Consider the following 12875-nt stretch of genomic DNA (forward strand, 5'->3'; position numbering starts at 1 on the left):
ATGCGTCGGTAGGTTTTAGCAGAAAACCGGCGCAATCTAATCTTCCAAACCACGCCACTTGTCTGGTTAGAGAATTCGCCGCTCCATATAATGAGTTCCACCCTCGGTTTTACGCACGCGAAACCCCATTCGCTCGTACAAAGCGCTTGCCGGATTTATACAAAATACACGTAACCGAAGTAAGTGAATGCCTGCTTGTTTAGCAATTTCCTCTGTGTATCGAATTGCCGTTGTACCCAAGCCTTGGCGCTGCCACTTATGATCAATTTGTAGTTCGCGAATATAGTAGGCATTTTCATCGTGATTGATGCATAGCAGACCCGCTCGTGACGCGTTTATGATTAACTCGTAGCTATCCAACTCACCCCACTGTTTAGCAAACAGGGCGGTATCCCAGCGCATATCAAGTTGGTTGTAGTAGGCTGACATATTCTGAATAATGATGTTTTCCGCGAACGCCTTATCGTTTGTTGGCCGAATAATAGGGGTCATATCTTCCATCCTATAGCTGCGTTCAGACAATTTCTCCAATAAGCGCGTTATTGGCTGCCGCAATTTCATACTGACTAAACACTTGAACGCCATGCTCGCGGAGCAGTGCAGCAGTTACTCCCATACCGGGTACTTTTTTACCAGAGAAACTGCCGTCATAAATAGCGGAGCTTCCGCAGGAAGGGCTGAATTCAGCTAGTATTGCGACGCTGATATCGAATTTACGGCACAAGTTCAAAGCAATAGCGGCACCTGCTAGAAACTCATTGGTTACCTTGCCCCCAGCTTTTTCGAGAACATCGACCTCGCCGTTTAAGACGCTCTCACCACTACCTTTAAAAATCTCCGCGGGCTGTCTGGGAGTACTCATTCCCGCCTCAACTTCAGGGCAGACAGACACGATCCGACCTTCCGAACGCCATCGCTCAACGATCTGATCAGCCACCGCAAGGGCGCCACCATCGTAGCGAACCTTTTTCCCCAACAGGCAGGCACTCATTAGTACTTTCTTCAAATCACCGCTCCAATCAATGCGAAACGCCAAGGCATTACCTTGGCGTTTTATCTTACTGCTTAACTTATCCCCTATCCCAACTGAAATGGATAAACCGAGCCAATTTTCAGCAGTTGAGTGAGTTCATCCAGCGCGGTGAGGGACTCTTCTGCCAGCAGTGGATCGGCCAAATCATCCGGGGCCAGCCAGTCGCGATAGTATCGATTCACCCAGGCGGTTAGGTCATCATAGAGCGCATCGGTGAGCAGCACGCGGCCGGTAAGCGCTGCGCGTTCGGCGTCCGTTAGCACCACCCGCAGTCGCAGGCAGGCAGGGCCGCCGCCGTTACGCATGCTCTGCTTGACGTCTTTAACGATCACTTCGCTGATGGGGTTATTGCCTGCCAGCAGGTGATTTTGGATGGTGCTCCATACTGCTTCGCGCTCCTGGCATTCGCCGGGTACCACAAGCGTCATGGTGCCATCTGGGTTGGTGAGCAGCTGCGAATTGAAGAGATACGATGCCACGGCATCTTCCATACTCACTGCCTCAAGGGGCACCCGCACCGGAATAAGGGGCGTACTCATTTTGGCGCGCAGCTCATCCAGGGTGCCCTCTTCGTCCAGAAAGGCCATTTCGTGGTAGAGCAGCACGGGGCCATTGCCTACGGCAATCACGTCGTTATGGAAGACGCCCGCGTCGATAGCATCCGGGTGCTGCTGGGCGAACACCGTTTGCGCCTCCGTTAACCCGTGCTGGCGAGCCACCGCCTGGCTGGCTTCCAGCGTTTGTCGGGCGGGATAGCGCTGGGGTGCGCGCTCGCCCCCAAACGCCTGGCGGCCATACACAAACAGATGAACGCCGGGTTCGCCGTACTCGCCGCATAGACGGGTGTGATTGGCCGCCCCTTCGTCAGAAAAGGCAGGCGTTGCAGGCAGCACCGGATGGTGGGCGAAGTGCTGTTCGTCACGGAAAATTGCCTGCAGCACGTGACCGGTGGTTTGCGGCTCTAAATAGCGGTGAAAGCTGGACTGTAGATTCGCTGGCGTGAAATGTACCCGACTATCCAGTGCATCAATGCTGGGCGTAATAGTGCCCGCATTCGCCGTCCACATACTGGATGCAGAGCAAACCGCCCGTAGCAGCTGAGGGGCCTCTTTGGCAGCGCGGGCCAGCACTTCACTATTGCTGCCGCTAAAGCCCAAATCGCGCAGTGCGCCAATATCGGGGCGCTGCTGGGGTGGCAACACGCCTTGGGCATAGCCCGCGTCCATCAGCGATTTCATCTTTAAGAGCCCCTGCAGCGCGCCCTCTTTGGGGTTAGACACTAACCCGCCGTGGCTCATAGACGCCACGTTACCTACCGCCAGCCCCGAGTAGTTATGGGTCGGGCCGACCAGGCCGTCAAAATTGACTTCCTGGACGTTATTGATCGCAGAAGCACTCATAGGCTGACTCCCGGCGGCAGGGTCTCGGGCATCTCCAGGCTATCGGCTTCCATGGAGGCCACGGGGTAGGCGCAGTAGTCCGCCGCATAGAAAGCACTGGGGCGGTGGTTACCGCTGTCACCCACGCCGCCGAAAGGTGCATCGCCGGAGGCACCGGTGGTTTGGCGGTTCCAATTGACGATCCCGGCGCGAATACGCAGCAGGAAGTCGTCCCAATCGGCTTGTTCGCCGCCAATCAGCCCGGCAGAAAGTCCGTAACGGGTATTGTTGGCAAGCTGTAGTGCTTCATCCCAATCGCTATAGCGGTGGATTTTCAGCAGCGGGCCGAAGTGCTCCTCGTCGGGCACGTCAAGGCCGGTCACATCGATCAGCGCAGGGCTTAACAGGCTGGTGCCCTCTTGCAGGCGCTGCATACGATTGATCACCGTGCCGCCCATGGTTTCCAGCTCTTCTTGAGCCTTGAGCAGGCCGTCTGCTGCCGCTACGCTGACCAAACCACCATAAAACGGCGCTGGATTCTCTTCGAACTGGCCCGCCACGTGCAGCTTAGCGATCGCCTCGGAAAGCGCATCGATCAAGCGATCACCGACGGCACCCTCCGGCACCATCAAGCGCCGTGCGCAGGTGCAGCGCTGGCCGCCAGAGAGAAACGCCGACTGCAGAATGGCCAACACCGCTGCACGCTCGTCGTCGACATCCTTCACCACCAACGGGTTATTGCCGCCCAGTTCTAGCGCCAGGATTTTATCCAGCTGCCCTGCAAACTGTTGATGCAGCATACCGCCTACGTTGGCGCTACCGGTAAACAGCAGACCATCGATATCGGGGTTACCTGCCAGCGCCTGGCCTACCGGCACACCGCCTTGCACCAGGTTAATGACGCCTGCCGGAAGTCCGGCCTCTAGCCAGCACTGCAGGGTTAAATCTGCCGTCAGCGGGGTTTGGTCGCTGGGCTTGAAGACCACACAGTTACCCGCCAATAGCGCAGGCACCATATGGCCGTTGGGCAGGTGGCCAGGGAAGTTATAGGGGCCAAACACCGCCATCACGCCGTGGGGGCGATGGCGCAGCACGGCTTTGGCGCTGCCGACTTCTTTTTCCCGTTCGCCGGTGCGTTCGTTATACGCCTTCACCGACAGCGCCACCTTACCCACCATGGCACCCGCTTCGGTGCGTGCTTCCCAGAGCGGCTTGCCGGTTTCAGAGGCAATCGCCACCGCTAGGTCTTCACCGCGGTTTTTGAGTATCTCGGCAAACCGCTCGACCAGCGCCTGGCGCTCGGCAAAAGGGGTACGCGCCCAGTTGGGGAAGGCGCCGCGGGCGGCTTTTACAGCGGCCGTGACCTGCTCAGCGCTGGCGGTAGCGGCTTGCCATAGCGACTTACCAGAAACGGGGTCGTGCTTGCTCAACGGCTCGGCGTCGCCTGCGACCCAGGCGCCATTGATAAGTTGCTGCTGTTGGGCGTGCATAAAACTCTCCTGTAAACGTCGCCTAGGTTTCGAGTAGCCGTAGGGTATCGCCGGTGGTAACGCCTAAGCGCTGCGCTTCTTGTTCGCTCAGCACGATGGTGTTGTCTTCGCTGGGCGCGCGGCCTACCCAGCTGGCGGTAAAGTGCAGCATCTTAGTGGTAGCGGCCAGCCAGCGGCTGACGCTCTCTTCGCTTGCCCCGGCAGTTACTTCCACCTGGCAAAGCCGTGAGTTGCGGATGGCGCGCACGTCATCAATGTACGCCTCTACTGTGGGGCCACCGTCAAAAATATCGATATAGCCTTCCCAACGCAGTCCCTCTTTCTTAAGCATCTCCAGCGCCGGGCGGGTGTGGCGATGCACCTGACCAATGCAGGCCCGCGCTTCTTCAGCCATAAAGGTAGTGTAGATAGGGAACTTGGGCATCAGCTCGCCGATAAAGCTCTTCTGCCCCAGGCCGGTAAGCCGGTCTGCTTCGCTGAAATCCATGGGAAAGAAGTGTTTGCCCAGGCTCTCCCAGAAAGGGCTGGTGTTGTTTTCATCGAATACCCCACGCATTTCCGCCAGCACTTTATCGGGGAAGCGGTCGCGGAACTGGGCGATAAACAGCCAGCGTGCTTTGGAGAGCAGCGCGCCGTTGCGCAAATGTTTGTTGGCTTCGCCGCGGTACTCCGGGCGCAGAAACAGCGAGCACACTTCAGCGTCACCGGTATGGTCGGAGCTTAAAAACAGCGTGTCGATAGTGCGGTGCAGATCCAGCTGTACCGAGGAGTGGGCCAGCGTACCCAGCCGGTAGTTGTAGAACGGCACTTCCCGGCCCACCTGCCCCTCAATGGCGCAGCAGCCAGCGAGTTCGCCACTCACTTCATCCTCCAGCACAAAGAAGTAGAGGCGATCATCCACTGGCGTGCGCTCTTCAAAGGCGCTGGCGGCCGCCTCAATCTTACCGGCTAGAAACTCGCGGTTATCCGGCAGCGAGGTAAAGCCAACGCCCGCCTGCTGCGCAAGCGCCTGAAGCCCATCCAAATCATCACGGGCAATGGGTCGAATGCGCATTACATTTCTCCTTCATCAAGCGCGTCTACCACCGTGGGTAGCGTCAGCGGCGCGGCCAATACCGCTCGCCCTTCGGTAACGCCCAACCGCTCAGCGTGCTCCGCTGAGAGCATCAACTGACCTGTTGGCGACAGCGCGTAGCGCGCGACGATACAGCGGAACTCGCCCAGCTTTTGGTTAGCGACCAGTGCTGGCTCGGCATCGGGCAACGCGTGTTCAGGACGAATGCGTACCGGGTGCCAGGCGGCATTGCGGAAGGTTTCCAGCCGCTCGCGCTCGGCTTTAACAATCGGCCCGGCGTCGAAAATATCCACATGGCGCGAACGCACAAAGCCCTCCGCCAGCATCTCCTCCAGCGCCTCTTCGTGGGCGGGGTGTTCGCGACCAATCGCCGCCCGAGCTTGAGGCGTTAGCAGCGGCAAATAGAGCGGGAACTGGGGCATAACTTCGGCGATAAAGCTTTTCGAGCGTACCCCGGCAATATGATTCATATCCTGGAAGCTGCGGGCGAAAAAGTGCCGCCCTACGCTCTCCCAGAACGGTGACTCATTGCGGGCATCCAGGTAGCCGGGAAACGCCACCGCCAGAATGCGCGAAAAGCGCTCGGGGTACTGGGCGATAAACATCAGCCGCGCCCGGCGCAGCAGGCTCTCCACGCTGGTGCCTTTATAACGCGGGTTAAGCGAAAAGGCGCACAGCAGGGTGGCGTCCGAGACTTCATGGGAGAGCGCCAGCGTCTGCACTTCACGGCGAACGTTGAGCTGCTGTGAAGCGTGAATCAACGTTTCCTGGCGGTAGGTATAGTACGCCTCATTGGCGCCCGCCTGAGCGCGAATGGTGGCTGTTCCCAGCACCTCATCACGGCTATCGTCGGCCAACACAAAGGTGTAGTGCTCATCCTCGGGAAACTCGACGTCACCATTAAAGGCGTCTTGAGAGCGCGCAATGCGCTCCTGAAGCCGCTCACGGTTAGCAGGCAAGTTGGTTAGCTTAGGTACTGCATGCTCGGCTAATTGCTCAAGCGCCGTGAGATCAGACGTTTTAACGGGTCGAACTACCAGCATCCTCGACGCCCCCTCTTCAGTTAACACGACTGACGCAGCCTGTTGCTCACTCATCCTGCCGCAACTAACCGCTCAATCGCACGCTCTAAGCGCGCCATGCCCTCGGCGATATCCGCTTCTGGGATGACCAGAGAAGGCGCCATGCGCAGTACGTTCGGCCCGGCGATCAGTGCCATTAAGCCCTCTTCAATCGCTAGCGGTAGAATGTCTTTGGCCCGCCCTTCATAGGCATCCGACATCTGGGCGCCCATCAACAGGCCCATGCCGCGAATCTCTTTAAACACACCGTGCTTGCGGTTGATGGTTTCCAGGTGTTCGCGGAACAGGTCGTGCCGATTTTTAACGCCTTCAAGCACCTCAGGGGTGTCGATAAACTCAACCGCCGCCCGGGCAACAGCTGATGCCAGCGCATTGCCGCCGTAAGTAGAACCGTGGGTTCCAACAACCAGCGATTTAGCCACCGAGTCGATTGCCAGCATGGCGCCAATGGGAAAACCGCCGCCCAAGGATTTAGCACTGGTCAGAATATCCGGGGTAATACCGTAGTTCTTATAAGCGTAGAGTTCGCCGCTTCGGCCAACACCGGTCTGCACTTCGTCAAAAATCAGCAGCGCATTGTGCTCGTCGCAGAGATCGCGCAGCCCTTGGAGGAATTCTTGCGTGCCGGGCACAATACCGCCCTCGCCCTGCATGGGTTCGACCATAATCGCGCAGGTATCGTCGCCGACCAGCTTGCGTACGCTTTCCAAATCATTGTAGTCAGCATGCAGGATGCCACCGGGCACCGGGCCAAAGCCCTGAGAGTACTTGGGCTGACCACCGACGCTGACTGTGAAGAAGGTGCGGCCATGGAATGACTTATAAAACGAAATGATTTTATCTTTATGCTCACCGTAGTTATCCACTGCCCAGCGGCGCGCCAGCTTCAGTGCGGCCTCATTGGCTTCACCACCGGATGAGCACAAGAACACCTTATCGGCGAAGGTACGCTCGACCAACGTTTTGGCGAGGGCAAGCGCTGGCTCGTTGGTAAATACGTTAGACAGGTGCCACAGCTTTTCGCCCTGCTCTTTCAGCGCATTGACCAGCACCGGATGGCAATGCCCCAGGGAGTTCACCGCAATGCCACCAGCGAAGTCGATATATTCTCGCCCCTGTTGATCCCACAAGCGGCTACCTTCACCACGCACAGGAATGACCTGCTGCGGGGAGTAGTTAGGCGTCATGTAATGGTCGTAATCTTGACGGCTTGGGGTATGGCTCATGGCACGCTATCTCCAGTGGAGGAAAAGAATGAAAACAGTATAAGGGGCCAACCAGCTTAACCGCTTTCAGCAATGGGACGGCAAATTATGAATAGCGGCGCTTAGTGAAGCTAGCGGCTACCTTGAAGAACCCTAAAAGAGCCCCATACTTATTAGCAAGCTATAAAGTTATCAATTGTGTAGTGAGGTAGTGATACTCAGGACGAGAGGAGACCAACGTATGCATATTGATCTAAGCGGCAAACACGCCATTATCACCGGCTCGACGGCAGGCATCGGTTTTGCGATTGCTCAAGGACTCGCCAATGCTGGCGCTCGCGTGGTCGTGACAGGACGCACCCAGGCGCGGGTTGACGATGCCATCGCCGCGCTTAAAAACGCTACCCGCAATGCAAAAGTAGAAGGCGTAGCGGCTGATCTCGGCACTGCTGAAGGCTGCCAGACGCTGATTGAAAAGCAGCCCAGCACGGATATCCTGATCAACAACGTGGGTATTTTTGGCCCGCAGGACTTTTTCGACGTTGACGATGCCACTTGGCAGCAATTTTTCGATATCAACATCATGAGCGCGGTGCGGCTTTCCCGCCACTATGCCCAGGGCATGCGTGAGCGCAATTGGGGTCGTATTCAGTTTTTATCCAGCGAGTCAGGCATCAACATCCCCAGCGAGATGGTGCATTACGGCATGACAAAATCGGCGCTGCTGTCGGTTTCCCGTGGGCTGGCCAAGGTACTCAGCGGCACCCAGGTCACTGTGAATGCCATTCTCCCCGGGCCGACACGATCCGAAGGTGTCCTCAAAATGCTTGGCGACATGGCAGAGAAAGAGGGTATTTCTCAGCAGGAGGTTGAAGCACGCTTCGTGCGGGAGAACCGCCCCTCTTCAATCATTCAGCGTTTGGCGACACCCGAAGAGGTGGCGAGCATGAGCGTTTACGCTGCTTCGCCCCAGGCCAGCGCCACCACCGGCGCGGCACTGCGTGTTGAAGGCGGCATTGTGGATACCTTAACCTAATCCTGTTCTTCTAACCCAGGCGTTCTTCTCTCGGCGTCATGCCGAAATGGTGACGGTAGGCGGTAGAGAAGTGGGCGCCTGAGGAAAATCCCGTGGCAAACGCAATATCGCCTACCGGCCGGTCACTATCGCGTAACTGTTTACGCGCTTCCTGCAAGCGCAAATCGAGATAGTAGCGGCTGGGCACCGCCTGCAGATACTTCTTAAATAGCCGCTCCAACTGACGCCGGGAAATCCCCAAGTGCTCAGCCAGTTCCAGGGTCGAGAGCGGCTCCTCAATATTGGCTTCCATCAGCGTGACAGCATCCACCAGGCTTTGTGGTGCGTGGCCCAGACGGCTGCGCAGCGGCACGTGTTGGCGCTCATCGGCCAGACGAATGCGATCACAGACAAACTGCTCCGACACCTGCTCCGCCAAACGCGCGCCGTGATGCTGGCCAATCAGCGTGAGCATGAGATCCATGGCCGCAGTACCGCCCGCGCAGGTCAACCTGTCGCGGTCAATTTCAAACAGCTGTTGAGAAAGGGTTACTTGAGGATAGGCTTGGGAAAACGCTTCAAAACGCTGCCAGGGGAGCGTTGCCCGATAGCCCTCAAGCAAACCACAGCGCGCCAATACCTCTGTTCCCCCTGCCAAACCACCCAGTGCCACGCCGCGCCCCTGGTGCCCTCTCAACCACTCGTTCAGCTTGGCGGGCAGCGTATAAGGCAGTGGTGTTGGTGCACATACTAACAGCAGGTCGAGTGGGCCTAGCGCAGTACTGAGCTCATGCTGCGCGATTAGCGAAAGCTGGGCACCGCTACGCACGGGCTCGTCGTTGAGACTTAGCGTGACGGTGTGGTAAAGCATCTGCCCACTCAGTTGGTTGGCCATTTGCAGCGGTTCCAGTGCGCTGGCGTGGGTCAATAACGAAAACCCCGGCAGCAGCAGAAAGGCCACCCGTCGACGGAGTGGCGCTGCCTGTGAGGCTAACGGGTTAGGCTGCATGATAACTGATTGAGCTGCTTTAAAAGATGCGTGAAACGCTGCATGAAAAACCGCCATCGACGTAGGTAAACGACCATCTTACCCAATTGCGTAGCGGATGGCAGTGTTATGACCACTGCAGCAAAAACGTGACGCATGAATGCAAATTGCCGGGCCCAAGGCCCGGCAAAAAGGGAGCAGGGTTAAGCACTAGTTACCCCGATTAATAATGCCTAACACGACGATACTAACCACAATCACCCCCAGAATAATCACTACCAATGGGAGTAACTTATACAACCCACCAGGCCGCTTCTTGGCTTCGGGCTGTAGATGCGGTTTTGAGGTTTCATAATCCTCAGGTATCCGCTCATTGATAATGTGCTGCTTCTCTTCTTCCGGGGTTTTGCTTTCCCTAGTATCCATAAACACCTCCAGCGTTCCGGTCGAATTGGGCGGCACTGCCGCCTTTGTGAATGGCTTAAAGATTCACGACATCAAACTTAACCTCTGGATTGACGTCTGCATCGTAATCGACATCGTCACGCTCAAAGCCAAACAGCTTCAAGAATTCGTGCTTATAACCAGCATAGTCGGTAATTTCGAATAAGTTTTCAGTCGTCACTTCAGGCCAAAGATCCTGGCACGCTTTCTGAACGTCATCACGCAACTCCCAGTCATCCAAACGCAGGCGTCCAACGTCGTCAGTGGTGAACTCACCGCGTAGCCCCTCGGCCGAGTAGAGTTGCTCGCCGAATAGACGGTTCAACTGATCGATCGTGCCTTCGTGCAGGCCCTGCTCTTTCATGATGCGGTAGACCATAGCAATATACAGTGGCATGACTGGAATAGCCGCACTCGCCTGGGTGACCACTGACTTGAGCACCGCCACATTGGCACCGCCGCCGCTCTCTTTCAGCTTGGCATCGATAGCCGCTGCAGCGCGGTCAAGGTCTTCCTTGGCTTTACCCAACGCACCGTGCCAGTAGATCGGCCAAGTAATTTCAGTGCCGATATAGCTAAACGCCACGCTGCGCGCACCTTTAGCAAGCACACCGGCTTGATCAAGCGCGTCCATCCATAGCTCCCAATCTTCACCACCCATCACGGTGATGGTGTCGTCGATCTCCTGCTGGGTGGCTGGCTCTACTTCTGCTTCGATAATCGCATCTTTATTAGTATCGATAGCGGTGGCGCGGTAAGTCTCGCCAATCGGCTTAAGGCTTGAGCGTTTCAGTTCACCGCTATCCGGCAGTTTACGAACGGGTGAGGCGAGTGAGTAGACCACTAAATCAATCTCGCCCATGTCCTGCTTGATCAGCTCGATGGCTTTTCCCCGAGCCTCATGGGAGAACGCATCGCCGTTAATCGACTTGCTATAAAGCCCCTCCTGCTTGGCGAACTTGTCGAAAGCAGCACTGTTATACCAACCGGCGGTGCCCGGCTTTTTGTCGGTGGCGGGCTTTTCAAAGAACACACCCAGGGTGTCGGCGCCATAGCCAAACGCCGCGGTAATACGTGCCGCCAACCCATAGCCACTTGAAGCCCCAATGACGAGTACTTTCTTTGGGCCAGCCTGCTTATCCAAACCACGAGCACGGGTCGCTTCAATCTGTTCGCGAACGTTCTGCTCGCAGCCGACGGGATGAGTAGTGGTACAAATAAAGCCGCGTACTTTGGGTTTAATAATCACAGGAACCTCTTTATCAGATTGATTTAGCTTTTAATATCGTAACTGGCAACATCATAACTAGCGACATCGTTTTGCCATAGTTTTTGGTATAGCTTTTGGCATAGCAGTGTCATCTCTCATAAAGGCTATTCTAGCTGTCTACGTGCGCTCTGTCCGCTCTTGAGCTATCGCACTCCACAAGCGACGGTTCTTTGTTGAGCGACGGCCCACCCTTGAGCTGGGGGCGCATTCGCGTCACGATAGCTGCCAAAGTACTTATACCCGCACAAATATCGGCACTTATATTAGCAACGACTTCCCGTGAGGCGACCATGAATGCACAGCAGCTAGTAGATGAACGCGGCGATCTTTGGCTAGCGCTAGCCCCGCTGTGGCTGGATCGTGAACCCAGCGAGCGCGATTACGCGCGTATGGCCGAGGTCATTGAGCGCTATGATATGACCCTTAACGAGCTCGAATGGATGTTCCGCTTGGAATTGGCGCCGGTGATGTCTCGCCATCAGCTGTCAATCGCCAGCGAATGGCGACAATTTGATGACTATAAGCTGATGAAGCAGTTGGTCAATCACAACATGCGTTTGAAAGGCTGGCGGCGCAAAAGCTGGGCGCTGTTTTCAGGTTTAACCACCATGATGGTGCGTCACCGCTGGAATGCACTCATGAGCCGCGTGGCCGTTACCCGGGGCGAAAAAGTCTAGCGGTCTCAACGCTATGGATAGCGCTGATCCAGGGCCTCTTCCACTGCCAGGCGTAGTGGGCGCCCGTGGTCGCGCGGCCCAAAGCGGGCAATCACCTTGCCATCGCGGCCTACCAGAAACTTGGTGAAATTCCACTTGATCAGCTGTGTACCCAGCACGCCAGGCGCCTCACGTTTGAGATGAACAAACAGCGGATGGGCATGACTACCATTGACATTAACCTTCTCCAGCAATGGAAAACTGACCCCAAACTGCTTTTCGCCAAACTGACAAAACGCTTGGGCGCTTTCCGGCGACTGACGGCCAAATTGGTTACACGGGAAACCGAGCACGGTGAAGCCACGATCCCGGTAGCGCTGAAAAAGGGTTTCGAGTTCTCTTAGCTGCGGGGTAAAACCACACTGGCTGGCAACGTTAACCACCAGCAGCACTTGGCCACGCAGCGCACGTAAGTTAAACGGCAGCCCTTGGTGGGTATAGCAATCTTGGTCGTAAATTTGCATCACTTCGCCCTACAAAACCCCAAACGGCATGGGTATCACCATGCCACGGCTATGCTGTTTACACCAGTGGTCCAGCCACCACGCGTAACGCCAGCGCGATTAACAATACGCCGGTAATGCGGTTTATCCAGTGGGCACGCTGTTGTAGCCAAGGCAGAATGTGTGAGTGAGAAAGTACCACAGCGACCAACACGTACCACCCCCCGTCAATTATCATCGCCGTTAACACAATGATCGCCTTGGCCAGCCCACTCATTTCGGGGGTCACAAACTGGCTTAGCAGAGCGACAAAAAACAGGATCAGCTTCGGGTTGCCTAATGCCACCAGCACGCCCTCTTTAGCGGCCTGGCTCGGATTAGTGGCGACAGCACTGGGCTCTAAAGCACCGGCTCTACCAGCGCGCAGCGCCTTAATCCCTAACCACGCCAGGTAAGCCGCGCCGAACCAGGTAATCAATTGGAACAGCAGCGGAAAACCGGCGATTAAGGCGCCTAGGCCCCAAACAGTCAGCAGCGCATAGAAGCCCACACCAAAAGCATGGAAGATGGCGGCCGTCACCCCGGTAAAGCGACCGCCGCCTAACGTATGGCGCAACACCAGTGCCAAACTCGGCCCCGGCGACATAGCCCCCATGGCACAAATCGCAGCGAGTGATAGCCAGAGTGTCAACGGCATGCCTGTTTCTCCTTGAAGAGTTGATATTACCCTGAGGG

Annotated in this window: 14 protein-coding genes; 2 read left to right on the top strand and 12 right to left on the bottom strand. The window is 56.5% G+C overall.

The annotated features are described in order from the left end of the window. Positions 1 to 66: 66 nt before the first annotated feature. The 7 genes from ACFIOZ_RS15470 to ACFIOZ_RS15500 form a co-directional block, all read right to left on the bottom strand. Positions 67 to 492: a GNAT family N-acetyltransferase gene (locus ACFIOZ_RS15470; RefSeq protein ID WP_386079449.1), complete on the bottom strand. Its 426-nt coding sequence runs from the start codon at positions 490 to 492 to the stop codon at positions 67 to 69. A gap of 22 nt (positions 493 to 514) precedes the next feature. Next, complete coding sequence (locus ACFIOZ_RS15475; RefSeq protein ID WP_386084102.1) at positions 515 to 991, bottom strand: DUF523 domain-containing protein; 477 nt, start codon at positions 989 to 991, stop codon at positions 515 to 517. Positions 992 to 1077: 86 nt separating this feature from the next. Further along, the gene (astB, locus tag ACFIOZ_RS15480; protein ID WP_386079451.1) at positions 1078 to 2433 is read right to left on the bottom strand and encodes an N-succinylarginine dihydrolase; all 1356 of its coding nucleotides are present in this window, start codon (positions 2431 to 2433) and stop codon (positions 1078 to 1080) included. After that, positions 2430 to 3902, bottom strand: a complete 1473-nt coding sequence (astD, locus tag ACFIOZ_RS15485) for a succinylglutamate-semialdehyde dehydrogenase (protein WP_386079453.1) — start codon at positions 3900 to 3902, stop codon at positions 2430 to 2432. The genes astB and astD overlap by 4 nt, the downstream gene beginning before the upstream one ends. 22 nt (positions 3903 to 3924) lie before the next feature. Next, the gene (gene astA, locus ACFIOZ_RS15490) at positions 3925 to 4956 is read right to left on the bottom strand and encodes an arginine N-succinyltransferase (protein ID WP_386079455.1); all 1032 of its coding nucleotides are present in this window, start codon (positions 4954 to 4956) and stop codon (positions 3925 to 3927) included. Then, on the bottom strand, positions 4956 to 6020 hold the full coding sequence (locus ACFIOZ_RS15495) for an arginine N-succinyltransferase (protein WP_386079457.1): 1065 nt from the start codon (positions 6018 to 6020) through the stop codon (positions 4956 to 4958). The genes astA and ACFIOZ_RS15495 overlap by 1 nt, the downstream gene beginning before the upstream one ends. Before the next feature lie 50 nt (positions 6021 to 6070). Then, on the bottom strand, positions 6071 to 7285 hold the full coding sequence (locus tag ACFIOZ_RS15500) for an aspartate aminotransferase family protein (protein ID WP_386079459.1): 1215 nt from the start codon (positions 7283 to 7285) through the stop codon (positions 6071 to 6073). A gap of 220 nt (positions 7286 to 7505) precedes the next feature. On the opposite strand from ACFIOZ_RS15500, the gene ACFIOZ_RS15505 reads away from it, so the two are divergent. Beyond that, positions 7506 to 8300 (top strand): SDR family NAD(P)-dependent oxidoreductase, encoded by a 795-nt coding sequence (locus ACFIOZ_RS15505; protein WP_386079461.1) that lies wholly within the window; start codon positions 7506 to 7508, stop codon positions 8298 to 8300. Positions 8301 to 8310: 10 nt separating this feature from the next. Here the strand turns inward: ACFIOZ_RS15505 and ACFIOZ_RS15510 are convergent, their stop codons facing one another. The 3 genes from ACFIOZ_RS15510 to fabV all read right to left on the bottom strand — a co-directional run bounded on the left by ACFIOZ_RS15510 (position 8311) and on the right by fabV (position 10960). Further along, positions 8311 to 9288, bottom strand: coding sequence for a GlxA family transcriptional regulator (locus ACFIOZ_RS15510; protein WP_386079463.1), 978 nt, complete (start codon positions 9286 to 9288; stop codon positions 8311 to 8313). A gap of 189 nt (positions 9289 to 9477) precedes the next feature. Then, positions 9478 to 9693: a hypothetical protein gene (locus ACFIOZ_RS15515; protein ID WP_386079464.1), complete on the bottom strand. Its 216-nt coding sequence runs from the start codon at positions 9691 to 9693 to the stop codon at positions 9478 to 9480. A 55-nt stretch (positions 9694 to 9748) separates the two neighbouring features. Further along, positions 9749 to 10960, bottom strand: a complete 1212-nt coding sequence (gene fabV, locus ACFIOZ_RS15520; protein WP_386079466.1) for an enoyl-ACP reductase FabV — start codon at positions 10958 to 10960, stop codon at positions 9749 to 9751. A gap of 311 nt (positions 10961 to 11271) precedes the next feature. Here fabV and ACFIOZ_RS15525 point away from each other — a divergent pair, with 311 nt between their 5' ends. Then, positions 11272 to 11658 carry a DUF7079 family protein gene (locus tag ACFIOZ_RS15525; protein WP_386079468.1) on the top strand — a complete coding sequence of 129 codons (387 nt, stop codon included), beginning with the start codon at positions 11272 to 11274 and terminating at the stop codon, positions 11656 to 11658. An 11-nt stretch (positions 11659 to 11669) separates the two neighbouring features. Here the strand turns inward: ACFIOZ_RS15525 and ACFIOZ_RS15530 are convergent, their stop codons facing one another. Then, complete coding sequence (locus tag ACFIOZ_RS15530; protein WP_386079470.1) at positions 11670 to 12161, bottom strand: glutathione peroxidase; 492 nt, start codon at positions 12159 to 12161, stop codon at positions 11670 to 11672. 58 nt (positions 12162 to 12219) lie between these two features. After that, positions 12220 to 12837 (bottom strand): LysE family translocator, encoded by a 618-nt coding sequence (locus ACFIOZ_RS15535; RefSeq protein ID WP_386079472.1) that lies wholly within the window; start codon positions 12835 to 12837, stop codon positions 12220 to 12222. Positions 12838 to 12875 lie beyond the last annotated feature (38 nt).

The organism is Vreelandella sp. F11, from assembly GCF_042466685.1.
In the GTDB taxonomy this organism is placed as follows: Bacteria; Pseudomonadota; Gammaproteobacteria; order Pseudomonadales; family Halomonadaceae; genus Vreelandella.

Excerpts from the sequence above, each read along its gene's own strand:
- ACFIOZ_RS15470 (WP_386079449.1), bottom strand. The coding sequence starts at position 492 with ATGACCCCTATTATTCGGCCAACAAACGATAAGGCGTTCGCGGAAAAC.
- ACFIOZ_RS15530 (WP_386079470.1), bottom strand. The coding sequence starts at position 12,161 with ATGCAAATTTACGACCAAGATTGCTATACCCACCAAGGGCTGCCGTTT.
- ACFIOZ_RS15495 (WP_386079457.1), bottom strand. The coding sequence starts at position 6,020 with ATGCTGGTAGTTCGACCCGTTAAAACGTCTGATCTCACGGCGCTTGAG.
- ACFIOZ_RS15535 (WP_386079472.1), bottom strand. The coding sequence starts at position 12,837 with ATGCCGTTGACACTCTGGCTATCACTCGCTGCGATTTGTGCCATGGGG.
- ACFIOZ_RS15505 (WP_386079461.1), top strand. The coding sequence starts at position 7,506 with ATGCATATTGATCTAAGCGGCAAACACGCCATTATCACCGGCTCGACG.
- astA (WP_386079455.1), bottom strand. The coding sequence starts at position 4,956 with ATGCGCATTCGACCCATTGCCCGTGATGATTTGGATGGGCTTCAGGCG.
- ACFIOZ_RS15515 (WP_386079464.1), bottom strand. The coding sequence starts at position 9,693 with ATGGATACTAGGGAAAGCAAAACCCCGGAAGAAGAGAAGCAGCACATT.
- astD (WP_386079453.1), bottom strand. The coding sequence starts at position 3,902 with ATGCACGCCCAACAGCAGCAACTTATCAATGGCGCCTGGGTCGCAGGC.
- astB (WP_386079451.1), bottom strand. The coding sequence starts at position 2,433 with ATGAGTGCTTCTGCGATCAATAACGTCCAGGAAGTCAATTTTGACGGC.
- ACFIOZ_RS15510 (WP_386079463.1), bottom strand. The coding sequence starts at position 9,288 with ATGCAGCCTAACCCGTTAGCCTCACAGGCAGCGCCACTCCGTCGACGG.
- ACFIOZ_RS15475 (WP_386084102.1), bottom strand. The coding sequence starts at position 991 with ATGAGTGCCTGCCTGTTGGGGAAAAAGGTTCGCTACGATGGTGGCGCC.
- ACFIOZ_RS15525 (WP_386079468.1), top strand. The coding sequence starts at position 11,272 with ATGAATGCACAGCAGCTAGTAGATGAACGCGGCGATCTTTGGCTAGCG.
- ACFIOZ_RS15500 (WP_386079459.1), bottom strand. The coding sequence starts at position 7,285 with ATGAGCCATACCCCAAGCCGTCAAGATTACGACCATTACATGACGCCT.